The organism is Nocardioides sp. GXQ0305 (assembly GCF_050880345.1).
Lineage (GTDB): Bacteria > Actinomycetota > Actinomycetes > Propionibacteriales > Nocardioidaceae > Nocardioides.
This window is the reverse complement of record NZ_JBNYXG010000003.1, coordinates 557,338-572,010: the sequence shown is the minus strand read 5'-3', so window position 1 is coordinate 572,010 and position 14,673 is coordinate 557,338. Positions and strand designations below refer to the sequence as shown.

Genomic DNA, 14,673 nt, shown 5'->3' with positions numbered 1-14,673 from the left:
ACCGCGTGTCACCCACCACCGGGTGAGGCGTCAGTCGAGCAGGCCGTCGCGCCGGGCGATCGCCGCGGCTTCGGTGCGGCCGGCGGCGCCGAGCTTGCCGAGGATGTTGGAGACGTGGACGGAGACGGTCTTGGTCGCGATGAACAGCTGCTTGCCGATCTCGCCGTTGGTGCGCCCCGCCGCCACGAGGGTGAGGATCTCCTGCTCGCGCGGCGTGAGCTGGGTGCTGCCGGCACGCTGTCGGGGGACGGTGGCGCCGAGCCCCCGGAGCTGCTCGAGCAGCGGCTCGGCACCCAGTGCGGACGCCGTCTCGCGCGCGAGGTCGGCCGCCTCCCGCGCCGCCGCGGTCTCGCCGGCCGCCCGCAGCACCCCGGCGAGCACGGCGCGCACCCGGGCCAGCTCGTGGACGTCACCGAACTCGTCGGTGAGCCGCTCGGCCTCGCGCCAGGCCTCGACGAGGGACTCGTGGGACGGGGGTTCGCCGACCAGCCAGCGCAGTCGCAGCAGCTCGGCGTCGTTGCGGGCCACCCAGGCGTGACCCTCGGGTCCCCAGGTCTGGGCCGGCCCCTGCTGGCGGGCGAGGACGACCAGCCCGTCGGCGTGGAGCTTCTCGGCCCGCTCGAGCAGGACCGGGTGCCGGTCGGAGGGCAGCGAGGGTGCGGAGTCGGCGAGCGCGCCGATCGCGACGGCTCCGAGCCGGATCCGGGCGGAGAACCACGGGGTCCAGAGCCGGGACAGCACCGCCACCGCGTCGTCGTAGGACGCCAGCACCGCGTCGGTGTCGTGGCGCAGCGCGGCGACGCGCATCTGGAGCGGAGCCGCGTGGATGGCGATCAGGCCCTCCTCGGTCCAGAGCGGCCGCAGGGGCGGAAGCCGGTCGGCGACGTCGTGGCCACGCGCGTGCTCGATCTGGAGGGCGAGCACGTCGAGCATCGCCCGGAAGATCGGGGGCAACCGGTCGGCGGGTCGGGCCAGGGCCAGCGCGTCGTCCCACCCGCCGCGCACGAGCAGCTGGAAGACGAGGTGCCACCGCGACTCGAACGCGTAGGGCGCCAGCGGCAGTCCGGCCTCGGCCGCGCGGTCGACCGCCCTCCGGAACGCGACGGCCGCGTCGTCCCACTCGGCGTGGTCCTCGTAGGAGCGACCCAGCAGGAAGTGGCCGCGCAGCTCGGCCTCGACGACCCCGGAGCTGCGGGCGGTGTCGACCGCGTCGGCGAGGGCCTCGCGCAACCCGGCACGGGGTCCGGTGTGCCGGGCCTGGCTGAGCGTGAGCACCAGGTCGGTCGCGACGTCGGTGAGGTTGAGCCGCTCCGCCAACGAGAGCGCCTCGAGCCCCACCGCCTGCGCCTCGTCGAGGCGCCGGTAGCCGGCCAGCACCTTGGCGTGGGTGGCGAGCACCCGCGCCCGGACCGCGACGTCGTCGGCCGGCGCCAGCCGGACGGCCTCGGTCGAGACGTCGACCGGCTCGACCTCGGACTCGGTGATCAGCATCAGGTAGGCCTGCGACGAGAGCATCCGGGAGCGCCACGCCGCCGGGGCGTCGGCCGGCAACCGGGAGATCTCGTCGGTGAGGACGGCGACCGCCTTGTGGGGCCGCCCGGAGGCCGTCAGCGCGTCGGCGAGGCCGACGACCAGCGCGGCCCGGTCGACGTCGGCCGCTCCGGCCCGCTTCGGGTCGGCGACCAGCTCGAGCGCCTGCTGGTAGTGGAACGCCGCCTCGTCGGGGCCGCCCACGGCCAGCGCGTCGTGGCCGGCCCGGATCGAGGCGAGCAACGCGGTGTCGAGGTCGTGGGCGAGCCGGGCGTGCCGGGCCAGCTCGGCGGCGGTCCCGGCGACGTCGGGCCCGCGCAGCGCCGCCGCGAAGCGGTCGTGGAGGCGGACCCGCTCGCCGGGCAGCAGGTCGTCGTAGACCGCCTCGCCGAGCAGGGCGTGGCGGAAGGCGTAGCGGTCGCGGTCGGGCACCAGGACGTTCATCTCGACGGCCTGCCGCAGCCCCTCGTCGAGCGCCGCCTCGGGCAGGCCCGAGGCCGCCGCGAGGAGCTCGTGGGAGACCCGACGGCCGGCGACGCTGGCGGTGCGCACCACCGCCCGCGCGTCGTCGCCCAGCCGGTCGAGCCGCACCAGCAGGACGTCGGCGAGGTCGGCCGGCACCCAGCGTCCGGGCCCGGCGGCGGCGCTGGTGAGCTCCTCGACGAAGAACGCGTTGCCCTCGGCGCGGTCGACGATGTCGACGGTCTCCGCCATGTCGAGGCCCTCGGGCGCCAGCTCGGCGATCAGCTCCCGCACTGCCGGGTCGGCGAGCGGCCCCAGCGTGAGCCGGCGGATCCCGGGCAGTCGCGACCACTCGGCGACCTGGCCACGGAGCGGGTGACGACGGTGGAGGTCGTCGGCCCGGTAGCTCACGATCACGACGACCGGCCCGGCGAAGCGGCGGGTGAGGAGGAAGGTCAGCAGCTCGCGGGTGGAGCGGTCGGCCCAGTGGGTGTCCTCCACGACGAGCACGAGCGGAGCCGTGGTGGCGGCCTCCTCGAGCAGCGCGTGCACCGCGGCGAACAGGTCGGAGCGCTCGACACCCGCCGTCTCGGCGCGCTCGGCGGCGAGCATCCGGCGGCCGGGCTGGAGACGGGTGAGCGCGGGATGGTGGCCGGCGACGGCGGAGACGGTGTCGGGGAGCTCGGTGGCGAGCTGGTCGAGCACCTCGGAGAACGGGAGGTAGGAAGGTGCGGTGTCGCCGAGGTCGAGGCAGTGGCCGACGACGATCCGCCACCCCTCGGCGGCCAGCCGGTCGCGGGCCTCGGCCAGCAGTCGGGTCTTGCCGACGCCGGCGTCGCCGCCCAGCAGCACCCCGGAGACGGATCGACCCTCGTCGGCCGCTTCCCGGAGCCAGGACTCGAGGTCCGTCAGCTCGGTGTCACGACCGACGAGGGTCTTGCTGGTCTGGGTCGCCACGACGTCCATCATGGCGGGTACCGCCGACATCAGGCGGCACGACGGCTCACGATCCGGCCGCTCCGGCGGCGCCGTACGGGACGCGTGGTCCGGTGGCCCTCGTGGTGCTGGTCAGGACGCTCGCCGCGCATCCGCTCGGCACGGTAGGCCAGCTCGTAGTCCAGGTAGGTGTGGTCGATCTCGAACATGTCTCGCTCCTCGGTTCTCGTGGTGAGGTCGAGACTCGTCCCCTGAGGTAGGGGCGAACATCGGGCGAGTGCCTTATCTGCGCGGGATGACTACCTCAGACGGCTCACATCGCGTGGCCGCGGTGCTCAGATCGGCCGGCCGGCCCGCCAGACCCCGGACACCAGCGGGACCCCCGGCCGGTAGGCCAGGTGGAGCGCGGAGGGCGCGTCGAGCAGGACCAGGTCGGCCCGTTTGCCCGGCGCGAGGACACCGACGTCGTCGCGGCCGAGGGCCCGGGCGCCGCCGGCGGTGGCGGCCCACAGCGCCTCGGTCGGGGTCATCCCCATGTCGCGCACCGCCAGGGCGATGCAGAACGGGACCGAGCTGGTGTAGCTGGATCCGGGGTTGCAGTCGCTGGCCAGGGCGACGGTCACCCCCGCGTCGAGCAGCCGGCGGGCGTCGGGCCAGGGCTGCCGGGTCGAGAACTCGACGCCCGGCAGCAGCGTGGCGACGGTGCCGCTGTCGGCGAGCGCGGCCACGTCCTCGTCGGTGAGGAAGGTGCAGTGGTCGACCGCCGCCAGGCCGAGCTCGGCGGCGAGCCGCACGCCGCCGCCGTACGTCAGCTGGTTGGCGTGCAGCCGGCCCCTCAGACCCGCGGCGGCGCCGGCCGACAGCACGGCCCGGGCCTGGTCGACGTCGAAGGCGCCCTCCTCGCAGAACGCGTCCACCCAGCGGGCGTGAGGAGCGCAGGCCTCGAGCATCGGGCCGGTGACCAGGTCGACGTACGCCGCCACGTCGGTGTCCGCCGGGACCACGTGGGCTCCGAGGAACGTCGTCTCGTCGGTGAACTGGCGGGCCACCGCCAGGCTGCGGGCCTCGTCGTGGACGGTGAGGCCGTAGCCGCTCTTGATCTCGAGGGTGGTGGTGCCCTGCCGCAGCATCTCGTCGACCAGCCGCGCGACCCGGCCGGTGAGCTGCTCGTCGGTGGCGGCGCGGGTGGCGGCGACGGTGGTGCGGATCCCGCCGGCCGCGTAGGGCCGGCCGGCCATCCGGGCCGCGAACTCCTCGGCGCGGTCCCCGGCGAAGACCAGGTGGCTGTGGCTGTCGACGAACCCGGGGATCACGGCCCGGCCACCGGCGTCGACGTGCTGGTCGGCCGCGGGCGCTTCGGAGGCCGCGCCCACCCAGGCGAGACGTTGTCCGTCGACGACGACGGCCGCGTCGGTGAGTGGCCGGTCGTGGGCGTTGGTCGTGAGCTCGCCGATGCCGGTGATGACGGTGCTGGTCATGTCCAGATCCTCCCGATGGCCTCGTCGAGGGCGCGACCGACCTGCTCCCGGTCGTCGCGGGTGTGCACGACGCGGCCGTCGACGACGACGTGGTGGACGTCGGCGGCGGAGGCGGCGAAGACGGCGGTGTGCTCGTCGGCACCGGTTCCCGCGGTCCGGGCACTCTCGGTGTCGAGGGTGACCAGGTCGGCGCGCTGCCCCACGGCGATCTCGCCGGCGTCGTCCCACCCGAGGCTGCCGTGGCCGGCCGTCGTGGCGGCGGCCAGCAGGTCGGCCGCCGTCCAGTGACCCCGCTCCCGGGTCGCCAGCCGCTCGTCGAGCTCCAGCGCCCGCATCTCCTCGAACGGGTCGACCACCGCGTGGCTGTCGCTGCCGAGGGTCAGCGCTACGCCGGCCTCGTGGAGCCGGCGACCCGGGCCGATGCCGTCGCCGAGGTCGCGCTCGGTGGTCGGGCAGAACCCGGCGTAGGTCCGGGTCCGCGCCAGCAGCCGGACGTCGTCGTCGGTGAGGTGGGTGGCGTGGACGGCGGTGGTGAGCGGGCCGAGCACGTCGTGGTCGGCGAGCAGCTCGACCGGGGTGCGGGCGTAGGCGGCGACGCACGCCTCGTTCTCGGCGACCTGCTCGGAGACGTGGGCGTGGAGCGGGCGGCCGTGCGCCCACTCGGCGACGGTCGGCATCGCCTCGGCCGGCACCGCCCGGACGGAGTGGAGGGCGGCGCCGTGGCGGACCCCCTCCACCGGCCGGAGGTCGTCGACCCGCGCGCGCCAGGCGTCGACGTCACCGTCGGAGAACCGGCGCTGCACGCCCTGCGGCGGCTCGCCGAACCCGCTGGAGAGGTAACAGGTGTCCAGGAGCGTGAGCCGGATACCGGCCTCGCGGGCCGCCTCGACGAGGGCGTGAGACATCGCGTTCGGGTCGTCGTACGGTGTCCCGCCGGGCTGGTGGTGGAGGTAGTGGAACTCCCCCACGCCCGTCATCCCGGCCGCCAGCATCTCGCGGAAGACCGCGGTCGCCAGGGTGCGGTAGGAGTCGGGGTCCAGGCGCTCGGCCACGGCGTACATCTGCTCCCGCCAGGTCCAGAACGTCCCCCGCTCCCGCTGGGTCCGCCCCCGCAGCGCCCGGTGGAACGCGTGGCTGTGGGTGTTGGCGAGACCGGGGAGGGTGAGGCCGGGGAGGCGCGTCGGACCGTCGGTTTCCCCGCTCAGGCGGGGAAACCCGCGGCTGGCGGAGGAAACTTCCCCCTCCAGGCGCACGACTCGCCCACCAGGTTCGACCCGGGTGAAGCGACCGTCCTCGATGTCGACCAGCACGTCGTCGCGCACCGCGCCGTCCACCCAGGCGCGCTCCAGGAGGTACGACGTCGGCGCGGCGGTCACGAGACCAGCCGCTCGAGGGTGTTGGCGAGCGCGGAGACGCCGACCAGGCAGTCGGCGACCTCGGCGTGCTCGGCGGGCGAGTGCGACACCCCGGTGGGGTTGCGGACGAACAGCATCGCGGTCGGTACGCCGGCCGCGGCGAGGATGCCGGCGTCGTGGCCCGCCGCGGTGGGGATGATCGGCCAGTCGCCCTCCGCGTGGTCGGCCGCGATCCGGGCGGCGAGGTCGGCGTCGAACGCGACCTCGCCCGACACCGACTCGGGCGTCACGTCCAGGGTGGTCCCGTCGCGACCCGCGCGCTCCCCGGCCTGGCGGATCACCACGTCGACGAGCTCGGACAGCGACCCCTCCGAGGACGCCCGGGCGTCGAGCCACGCGGTGACCCGCGACGGGACGGCGTTGGTGCCGTTGGGCTCGACGGCCACCCGGCCGAAGGTGGCGCGCTCCCCCGCCAGCCGCGCCTGCTTGTGGGCGGCGAGCGCGGTCATCGCGTAGGTCAGCATCGGGTCGTGCCGGTCCTCCATCCGGGTGGTCCCGGCGTGGTTGGCCTCGCCCGCGAACTCGAACCGGTAGCGGCCGTGCGGCCAGATCCCACTGCCGACGCCGACCGCGGCGCCCCGGTCGACGAGGTCGCGGCCCTGCTCGACGTGGAGCTCGACGAAGCAGCCGACGCCGTCCAGCTCGGACCACCGGCCACCCTCACCCAGCCCAGCGGCGCTCAGCGCGTCGGACAGGAACACGCCGTCGCGGTCGCGCAGCTCACGGGCGGTCGACCAGTCCAGCGTCCCGGTCGCCAGGCGCGAGCCCAGGCAGGCGATCCCGAACCGGGAGCCCTCCTCCTCGACGAACACCGAGACGCCGAGTGGTCGGGACGGCTGGACGCCGCGCTCCCGGAGGACGTCGATCGCCGCCAGCCCGGAGACGACGCCGAGCGGGCCGTCGTACGCCCCGCCGTCGAGGACGCTGTCGAGGTGGGAGCCGGTCAGGACGGCGTCACCGGAGCCGGCGTCCCACCACGCCACCTGGTTGCCGAGCCCGTCGGTCTCGACCCGCAGGCCGCGGGCAGCGGCGGCCTCGGCGAACCACGACCGCAGCTCTCCCTCGGCACCGGTCCACGGCTGCCGGAAGTAGCCACCGGACGCCGACGAGCGCCCCACCGGCTCGAGCTCGTGCCACATCTCCTCGAAGCCCATGGCGCCAGTCCACCGCCCGGCACGGCTCCCCGGCAACACGGCCCGCCGCCGGCTCGTCTCGGATCCGAGAACGATCAGGCCTGCCAGCGTCCGCGGTGCACCAGCTCCGCCACCGGCCGCCGGCGGCGACGGGACGGCGAGCCGGCGGCACCGGGAGTGTCCGCCCGGTGGCCGAGGGTGACCGCCCCCACCGGCAGCCGGTCGTCCGGCACACCGAAGGCCTCCCGGAACGGCGCCACCCGCTCCGGCGGGATGCCGAAGAAGCAAGCGCCCAGCCCCTCGTCGACCGCCGTCTGCAGCACCAGCAGCGCCGCCATGCCGGCGTCGACGTACCAGTAGGGAACCGGCCACCGGCCGGGGTCGCGGTCGGTCCAGCCCTTGTCGGGCTCGGCGTAGCGGTCGAGGTAGGCCTCGCGGCTGGTGAGCGGTACGACGACCGCCGGCGCGGTCCGCATCCCGCTGATCCAGGCGTTGTCCGCGCCCGCGTCGGCGGTCGCCTCCCAGAACCGCGCCACGTCGCCGGGCTCGTCGAGCACCAGCAGCTCGAGGCCCTGGGTGAAGCCGGCGCTCGGCGCGCGGGAGGCGTGGTCGAGCGCCCGGTCGAGCACGTCCGGGTCGACCGGCCGGTCGGCGTACCGACGCACCATCCGCCGCCGCCGCACCACGTCGCGGAACTCCATCTCGCCTCCCCCACGCGCGCCCGAGCACGCCAGTGTTTCACGGGGCCTCGACTTGCACACGGCCGGGCCGAGGGCGCAGCGTGACAGGGCGTCGAGACCCAGAAAGGGGCGCTCACTTCCGTGGCCACGACCCTCCATCCCCAGTCCGAGCAGCAGCCACCGGACCCCCGGTACCGCAGGAGCCGTCACCCGGCCCTGGACTTCCAGTTCCGCGACGAGGCCACCAAGGACCTCCCCGTCGACAAGATCGTCTTCGGCATCACCTCGGTGATCGCGGTGGGCTTCCTGCTCTGGGGCTTCCTCAGCACCTCGTCCCTCGCGTCCGCCTCGGGCACCGCCCTCGAGTGGACGATGAGCGGCCTCGGCTGGTTCTTCGTGCTGGTCGCCTCCGGCTTCGTGGTCTTCGCGATCTGGCTGGCAGCGAGCAGGTACGGCGACATCCCGCTCGGCCGCGACACCGACGTGCCCGAGTTCCGCACCGTCTCGTGGATCGCGATGATGTTCTCCGCCGGGATGGGCATCGGCCTGATGTTCTACGGCGTGAACGAGCCGCTGACCTTCTTCGCCGACGGCGGTGAGCTCGCGATCCCGGGCACGGGCGGCCTCACCGAGGCCGAGCTGGCCGAGACCGCGATGGCGCAGACGATGTTCCACTGGACGCTGCACCCGTGGGCGATCTACGCGGTGGTGGGGCTGGCGATCGCCTACGGCACCTTCCGGAAGGGCCGGCGCCAGCTGATCAGCTCGGTGTTCATCCCGCTGATCGGTCGCCGCCGCGCGGAGGGCACGGTCGGCAAGGTGATCGACATGCTGGCGATCTTCGCCACGCTGTTCGGGTCGGCCGCGTCGCTCGGCCTGGGGGCGCTGCAGATCCAGAGCGGTCTGCAGCTCGTCGCCGGTATCGGGGAGGTCGGCAACGCCGTCCTGATCGCCATCATCGCGGTGCTGACCGCGTGCTTCGTGGCCTCGGCCGTCTCGGGCGTGGAGAAGGGCATCCAGTGGCTGTCCAACACCAACATGGTGCTGGCGCTGGTGTTGGCGCTCTTCGTGTTCGTCGCCGGCCCCACCCTCTTCGTCCTCGACATCGTCCCCGCGTCGGTGGCCAGCTACTTCGGCGACCTGCCCCAGATGGCGGGCCGGACGAACGCCGAGGGTGGTCAGGTCGCCACGTGGCTGTCCTACTACACGGTCTTCTACTGGGCGTGGTGGATCTCCTGGACGCCGTTCGTCGGCATGTTCATCGCCCGGATCTCCAAGGGCCGCACCATCCGCCAGTTCGTGACCGGGGTGCTGCTGGTGCCCAGCGCGGTGAGCCTGGTGTGGTTCGCCGTCTTCGGCGGGTCCGCGATCAAGCTGCAGATGGACGGGACCGACATCTACGGGGCCGGAGCGCCCGAGGCGCAGCTCTTCTCGCTGCTCGAGCAGTTCCCGCTGTCGACGGTGATGAGCATCCTGGTGATGGTGCTGGTCGCGATCTTCTTCGTGTCAGGTGCCGATGCCGCCTCGATCGTGATGGGCACGCTGTCCCAGAACGGCGCCATCGAGCCGCGACGCGCGGTGGTCATCTTCTGGGGTGTGGCGACCGGTGGTGTGGCCGCGGTGATGCTGCTGGTCGGGGGCGCCAACGCGCTCAACGGCTTGAAGAACATCACGATCGTGTCCGCCGTTCCGTTCGTGATCGTGATGGTCGGGCTCTGCGTCTCCCTGGCTCGCGAGCTGTCCCGCGACCCGCTCGTGGTCCGGGCGAGCTACGCCGAGACGGCGGTCAGCGACGCGGTCGTCCAGGGCGTGACCGAGCACGGTGACGACTTCCGGCTCGCCGTCGAGCAGGACACCCCGGGCGCCGGCGACGAGGTGGCGCGGAGTGGTTCGGTCAGGGGGAGCGGCCCGACGACGGAGTCGTGACCCCCTCCTAGACTGGGCACCAGTCGACGTCGAGGAGGCGACGGTGCCGGACGACGAGCAACGTCCCGGTGGCCGCCCGGAGTCGCGGGCGGCCGCCGACCGGGTCGCGGAGGAGCGTGACCGGCGTACCGGTCGGGCCGCCGCGCGGGCGCGGATGGAGCAGCAGCAGACCTGGGTCGACCTGCAGGTCCGTCAGGCGATGGAGCGCGGCGACTTCGACGACCTGCCCGGTGCCGGGAAGCCGATCGACGACCTCGGGACCAGCCACGACCCCGACTGGTGGGTCAAGCAGCTCATCGAGCGCGAACGGGTCACCGGCGTGCTGCCGCCCGCCCTCCAGCTGCGCAAGGACGACGCCGAGCTCGACGCCGCCCTCGACCGCCTCACCTCCGAGCGCCAGGTGCGCGACGAGCTCGCTGGCTTCAACCGCCGCGTCGTGGAGGCCCGCCGGCAGCTGCAGGGCGGCCCGCCGGTGATCACGCCCACCCGCGACGTCGACGCCGAGGTCGAGCAGTGGCGGGAACGGCGCCGGGCGCGGTTCGCCGACCGGGGGGCGCCGGCGGCACCCCCGCCGACCCGGGGTCGGCGCCGTCGCCGGCGCTGAGACGGCCGCGGCGGCGGTGTCACCTTCGTCATACCGACGGCCGGACGGGCGCTGCTAGGTTCCGCCGCATGCGCTCCGCCAAGGACTTCTTCCGACCGCTCGCCGTCGGCGCGCCCGAGCCGCCGCAGTCGATCCCGGCCCGGCCGAGCCGCGCCATCCACTTCTTCGACCCGAGCAACGAGAAGATGGCGGCGAAGGTGCCCGACATGGTCGGGACGGTCGACGTCCTGCTCGGCAACCTGGAGGACGCCGTCAAGGCCGACCGCAAGGAGGCCGCCCGGGCCGGGCTGGTCGACATCGCGAAGGGGACGGCCGGCCTCGGTGGGAAGAGCGGGCCGACCCAGCTGTGGACCCGGGTCAACGCCCTGGACAGCCCGTGGGTGCTGGACGACCTGACCACCCTGGTCACCGAGATCGGCGACCGGCTCGACGTGGTCATGGTGCCGAAGGTGCAGGGCGCCGAGGACATCCACTACGTCGACCGGCTGCTCGCCCAGCTCGAGGCGCGCGCCGGCCTGGAGGAGCCGCTGCTCGTCCACGCGATCCTGGAGACGGCCAGGGGCGTGGCCAACGTCGAGGAGATCTGCGGCGCCTCTCCGCGGATGCAGGGGCTTTCGCTCGGGCCGGCCGACCTGGCCTCCGACCGCCGGATGAAGACGACCCGGGTCGGCGGCGGGCACCCCGGGTACCTGGTGCGCGAGGACCCCGAGCCGCAGCAGCCCGACAAGGTCCGGCAGTCCTACCAGCAGGACCTCTGGCACTACACGATCGCCCGGATGGTCGACGCGTGCGCGATGCACGGGATCTACCCCTACTACGGCCCCTTCGGTGACATCGCCGACGAGCGCGCGTGCGAGGACCAGTTCCGCAACGCCTTCCTGCTCGGTTGCGTCGGCGCCTGGAGCCTGCACCCGAAGCAGATCGCGATCGCGAACCGGGTCTTCTCGCCCAGCGCCGACGACGTCCGGCACGCGCGGCGGGTGGTCGCCGCCATGGGCGACGGCACCGGCGCGGTGATGCTCGACGGGAAGATGGAGGACGACGCCTCCCTCAAGCAGTGCCTGGTGATGGTCGAGCTCGCCGAGCAGCTCGCGGAGATCGACCCGGACCTGAAGAAGCTCTACGAGGGGATCGACACGTGAGCGCCGACCAGGCGCTGCGGCCGCGGCGCAGCGTGCTCTACATGCCGGCGTCCAACGCGCGGGCGCTGGAGAAGGCGCAGTCGATCCCGTGCGACGGGCTGATCCTCGACCTCGAGGACGCGGTGGCCCCGGACGACAAGCCGGCGGCGCGCGAGGCGGCCTGCGCCGCCGCGGTGTCCGGCGACTACGGCCGGCGCGAGGTGACGATCCGGGTCAACGGCGCCGACACCGAGTGGCACACCGACGACCTGGCCGCCGCCTGCGCGGCAGGGCCCGACGCGATCGTCGTCCCCAAGGTCGGCAGCGCCGACGCCGTCCTGGAGCTGGTGGAGGCGATGGCCGGCCACGACGCCCCCGAGCACACGAAGCTCTGGGCGATGGTCGAGACGCCCGCCGCGATGCTCCACGCCGAGGAGATCGCCTCGGCGTCCGAGCGGCTGACCGTGCTGGTGATGGGCACCAACGACCTGGTCAAGGAGCTGTACGCCGAGCACGTCCCCGGCCGGGCCCCCCTGATGAGCGGGCTCGGCCTCGCACTCCTCGCCGCCCGGGCAACGGGCAAGGCGATCCTCGACGGCGTCTACAACGACGTGAAGGACGCCGAGGGCTTCCTCGCCGAGTGCGAGCAGGGCCGGCAGCTGGGCTTCGACGGCAAGACGCTGATCCACCCCGGGCAGGTCGACGGCGCCAACCGGGCCTTCGCCCCCAGCGAGCAGGCCGTCGAGGACGCCCGCGGCATCCTCGAGGCCTGGGAGTCACGCAGCTCGGGCGTGGTCACCTACCGGGGCCGGATGGTCGAGAACCTCCACGTCGAGTCCTCCCGCCGTACCCTCGCGATCCACGAGGCGGTCCGGGAGCTCGGCTGAGGGGATAGCTGGACGCGAAACTCACGGTTCACGCGGCCGGACCCAGGATCCTGGCGTCCAGGTATCGAGCGGCCAGCCAGGGTGGGGGACGCCACCACGGTGGCGGCACGAGGGTCCACCGGCGCTCCTCGGGCGGGAGGAACCGGGCGCGGCCACGGGTCGTACGCATCCTCGCGACCACGAGCGCGCGGTCTGCAAGGTCTCCCGCCACCACGGTGAACGGCTCCAGGCCGACATCGCGGAACCTCTCCTCGCGCCGGACGTCGCTCCGGTGGCGCTCCTGGCTGCGGTGCGCGGCGCCGGCGTACTCACCCACCACCCCGGCAACCGGGTCCAGGAGGTCCGGGATGCCGACGAAGTGGCCGTCGAGGTCGAAGACGGGCGGATTGACGAGCGGCTCGGGCAGGTCGGCGTCGAGCCGCCAGGCGAGGTGCATCCGCACCTCTTGCGGCGACCGGAAGCACTCGTTGCCGTAGGTGAGCACCTCGCGGAAGAGCGGGATCGCCTCCCACGCGGTGCGGCACCGGCTGTACTGCTTCACCTCCGGCAGCGTGGTGAGCCCGGCGGCCAAGGTCATGCACAGGGCCGTGACGGCGGGACGGAGGGTGCGGAGCCGGTGGACCTCGTCGAAGACGGCTCGCTCGGGGGTCGCACACCAGACCCCGCGCACGAAGACGCGGTCGTACGGCGGGAGCTGCCGCCGGCTCACCGCAGCGCGTTGGTCCCGCAGGCGGCGGCCCCCGGAGCGCCGGAGCAGCGGCACCGCGAGCTGCCCGCCGCGGGCGTCGACTGTTCCGTCGAAGTACGCCGCGCCCTGCCACCGCAGGGACGCCCACGCGGTCACGGCGCCCGTGGTCCGCACCCGCATCGCCTGCTCGAGGATGCGCTGCTCGACACGCGATGAGTCGACGTCCGTGGGCAGGTGCCACCCGTGTGCGACGGCGCGCCAGCGGCCGCCCTGTGCCTGCCCCCGGGTCGGACCGTTGGTGCCGGACGGGTCGATGCGCGAGGGGCGCACGAGGTCGCGGGGTAGCTCGCACCGAGGGTCCCAGCCGTCGTACTCGTCCATGGCGCCAGCGTCGGTCGGCGCGTTGCGGGATGCCCGGCGCAGACGGACCGGCTGTGGACAACCGGTTCGGTCAGGGGCCTGTGGAGACTCCCGACCGGATAGCTGGACGCCAAAGTCATCATCTGGCGCCGGGGATCGATGATTTCGGCGGCCAACTATCCGAAGTGGTGGTCAGACGCGGACGGGCTCGGACTCGTGGTCGAGGTGGGCGGGGACGGTGAGGAGGGCGAGCACCGCGACGACCGCGGCGGCGGCGAAGACGAAGAAGCCCCAGGGGTACGCCGCCCCGCTGGCGACGAGGGCGCCGCCGAGGAACGGGCCGACGATGGCGCCGACGCGACCGACACCGGCCGCCATGCCGAGCGCGGTGCCGCGGATCGCCGCCGGGTAGAGGTGGCCGACGTAGGCGTAGACCAGCACCTGGGCGCTGAACACGAAGAAGCCGGCGACGAGCACCGCGGCGTAGACGAGGAACGAGGTGTCCATCTTGATCGCCATCAGGGCCAGCGCGACCGCGGCGAGGCCGAACCACGCGAGGACGGTGACCTTGTTGCCGCGGCGGTCGGCGATCTGGCCGGAGACGACCAGCCCGAGCACCGCGCCGATGTTGAGGGTCAGCAGCAGCGCGAGGCCGGCGCTGAGGGAGTAGCCGGCCGCCTCCATGATGCTCGGCAGCCACGTGTTGAGGCCGTACACCAGCAGCAGCCCCATGAACGACGCCACCCAGAGCCCGATGCTGACCAGGAGCAGCTTCCCGCGGACCACCTCGACCGGCTTCACCCGCTCGGCGGTCCCCTCGCTCGCGGCGAGGAACGCCTGCGACTCCGGCAGCTTGGCCCACATGACCGGGACCACGAGCAGGCCGACCACGCCGCCGATCACGAACATCGCCTCCCAGCCGAAGGCGGGGATCACGCCGAGGGCGAGCAGGGCGGTGAGCACCGCGCCGACGTGGTAGCCGGTCATGGTGCGGGTCATCGCCGAGCTGGACGACCGGTCGCCGGCGTACTCGCTGATGAAGGTGAGCGCGGTCGGGAGGCACGCCCCGAGGCCGAGGCCGGCGAGGAAGCGCAGCACGATGAAGGCGGTGGCGCTGGGCGCGAACGCCGTGGCCAGGGTCAGCACGGAGAACATCGCGATGCAGGAGATCAGGGTCGTGCGGCGCCCGATCCGGTCGGTGACCGGGCCGACGCCGACCGCGCCGATCCCGACGCCGACCAGCCCGAGGGTGGCGGCGGTCGTCAGCGAGGCGGTCGTGAACCCCAGCGCCCCGGTCGAGTCGAGGGTCGGGATGACCGCGCCGAGCACGACGAGGTCGTAGCCGTCGAGGGCGACGGCGAGCCAGGCCAGGAGCACCGGCCAGAAGCCGGAGGTCGGCCGGTTCCCTGCTGTGGACCCGGCGGCGGGGGTGGCGGTCATGGCGGTTCCTCTC

At 73.8% G+C, this 14,673-nt stretch carries 12 protein-coding genes; 4 read left to right on the top strand and 8 right to left on the bottom strand.

The genetic code is table 11. From position 1 onward, the window contains the following. Window positions 1–30: 30 nt before the first annotated feature. From ACQ1X7_RS11300 to ACQ1X7_RS11275, 6 genes are all read right to left on the bottom strand, one after another. A complete protein-coding gene (locus ACQ1X7_RS11300) occupies window positions 31–2,949 on the bottom strand; it encodes an ATP-binding protein (protein ID WP_432478289.1) in 2,919 nt (972 codons plus the stop codon). 29 nt (window positions 2,950–2,978) lie between these two features. Then, window positions 2,979–3,137 carry a hypothetical protein gene (locus ACQ1X7_RS11295; protein WP_432478288.1) on the bottom strand — a complete coding sequence of 53 codons (159 nt, stop codon included), beginning with the start codon at window positions 3,135–3,137 and terminating at the stop codon, window positions 2,979–2,981. Window positions 3,138–3,263: 126 nt separating this feature from the next. Beyond that, complete coding sequence (gene hutI, locus ACQ1X7_RS11290; protein ID WP_432478287.1) at window positions 3,264–4,406, bottom strand: imidazolonepropionase; 1,143 nt, start codon at window positions 4,404–4,406, stop codon at window positions 3,264–3,266. Beyond that, window positions 4,403–5,782: a formimidoylglutamate deiminase gene (locus ACQ1X7_RS11285; RefSeq protein ID WP_432478286.1), complete on the bottom strand. Its 1,380-nt coding sequence runs from the start codon at window positions 5,780–5,782 to the stop codon at window positions 4,403–4,405. The genes hutI and ACQ1X7_RS11285 overlap by 4 nt, the downstream gene beginning before the upstream one ends. Continuing rightward, window positions 5,779–6,975 carry an allantoate amidohydrolase gene (locus tag ACQ1X7_RS11280; protein ID WP_432478285.1) on the bottom strand — a complete coding sequence of 399 codons (1,197 nt, stop codon included), beginning with the start codon at window positions 6,973–6,975 and terminating at the stop codon, window positions 5,779–5,781. The genes ACQ1X7_RS11285 and ACQ1X7_RS11280 overlap by 4 nt, the downstream gene beginning before the upstream one ends. Before the next feature lie 74 nt (window positions 6,976–7,049). Next, complete coding sequence (locus ACQ1X7_RS11275; RefSeq protein ID WP_432478284.1) at window positions 7,050–7,655, bottom strand: nitroreductase family protein; 606 nt, start codon at window positions 7,653–7,655, stop codon at window positions 7,050–7,052. Between the two features lie 120 nt (window positions 7,656–7,775). Here ACQ1X7_RS11275 and ACQ1X7_RS11270 point away from each other — a divergent pair, with 120 nt between their 5' ends. From ACQ1X7_RS11270 to ACQ1X7_RS11255, 4 genes are all read left to right on the top strand, one after another. Then, window positions 7,776–9,560, top strand: a complete 1,785-nt coding sequence (locus ACQ1X7_RS11270; protein ID WP_432478283.1) for a BCCT family transporter — start codon at window positions 7,776–7,778, stop codon at window positions 9,558–9,560. A 43-nt stretch (window positions 9,561–9,603) separates the two neighbouring features. Beyond that, the gene (locus ACQ1X7_RS11265; RefSeq protein WP_432478282.1) at window positions 9,604–10,164 is read left to right on the top strand and encodes a DUF1992 domain-containing protein; all 561 of its coding nucleotides are present in this window, start codon (window positions 9,604–9,606) and stop codon (window positions 10,162–10,164) included. A gap of 68 nt (window positions 10,165–10,232) precedes the next feature. Further along, complete coding sequence (locus ACQ1X7_RS11260; protein ID WP_432478281.1) at window positions 10,233–11,306, top strand: HpcH/HpaI aldolase/citrate lyase family protein; 1,074 nt, start codon at window positions 10,233–10,235, stop codon at window positions 11,304–11,306. Beyond that, window positions 11,303–12,172: an HpcH/HpaI aldolase/citrate lyase family protein gene (locus ACQ1X7_RS11255; RefSeq protein WP_432478280.1), complete on the top strand. Its 870-nt coding sequence runs from the start codon at window positions 11,303–11,305 to the stop codon at window positions 12,170–12,172. The genes ACQ1X7_RS11260 and ACQ1X7_RS11255 overlap by 4 nt, the downstream gene beginning before the upstream one ends. A gap of 28 nt (window positions 12,173–12,200) precedes the next feature. On the opposite strand, the gene ACQ1X7_RS11250 is transcribed toward ACQ1X7_RS11255, so the two are convergent. Beyond that, window positions 12,201–13,241 carry a hypothetical protein gene (locus ACQ1X7_RS11250; RefSeq protein WP_432478279.1) on the bottom strand — a complete coding sequence of 347 codons (1,041 nt, stop codon included), beginning with the start codon at window positions 13,239–13,241 and terminating at the stop codon, window positions 12,201–12,203. A gap of 171 nt (window positions 13,242–13,412) precedes the next feature. Continuing rightward, the gene (locus ACQ1X7_RS11245) at window positions 13,413–14,660 is read right to left on the bottom strand and encodes an MFS transporter (RefSeq protein ID WP_432478278.1); all 1,248 of its coding nucleotides are present in this window, start codon (window positions 14,658–14,660) and stop codon (window positions 13,413–13,415) included. Between the last annotated feature and the right edge of the window lie 13 nt (window positions 14,661–14,673).

What these genes read in the sequence shown, in the direction of transcription:
- ACQ1X7_RS11295 (WP_432478288.1), bottom strand. Translation starts at nt 3,137, where the DNA reads ATGTTCGAGATCGACCACACCTACCTGGACTACGAGCTGGCCTACCGT.
- hutI (WP_432478287.1), bottom strand. Translation starts at nt 4,406, where the DNA reads ATGACCAGCACCGTCATCACCGGCATCGGCGAGCTCACGACCAACGCC.
- ACQ1X7_RS11280 (WP_432478285.1), bottom strand. Translation starts at nt 6,975, where the DNA reads ATGGGCTTCGAGGAGATGTGGCACGAGCTCGAGCCGGTGGGGCGCTCG.
- ACQ1X7_RS11275 (WP_432478284.1), bottom strand. Translation starts at nt 7,655, where the DNA reads ATGGAGTTCCGCGACGTGGTGCGGCGGCGGCGGATGGTGCGTCGGTAC.
- ACQ1X7_RS11260 (WP_432478281.1), top strand. Translation starts at nt 10,233, where the DNA reads ATGCGCTCCGCCAAGGACTTCTTCCGACCGCTCGCCGTCGGCGCGCCC.
- ACQ1X7_RS11250 (WP_432478279.1), bottom strand. Translation starts at nt 13,241, where the DNA reads ATGGACGAGTACGACGGCTGGGACCCTCGGTGCGAGCTACCCCGCGAC.
- ACQ1X7_RS11245 (WP_432478278.1), bottom strand. Translation starts at nt 14,660, where the DNA reads ATGACCGCCACCCCCGCCGCCGGGTCCACAGCAGGGAACCGGCCGACC.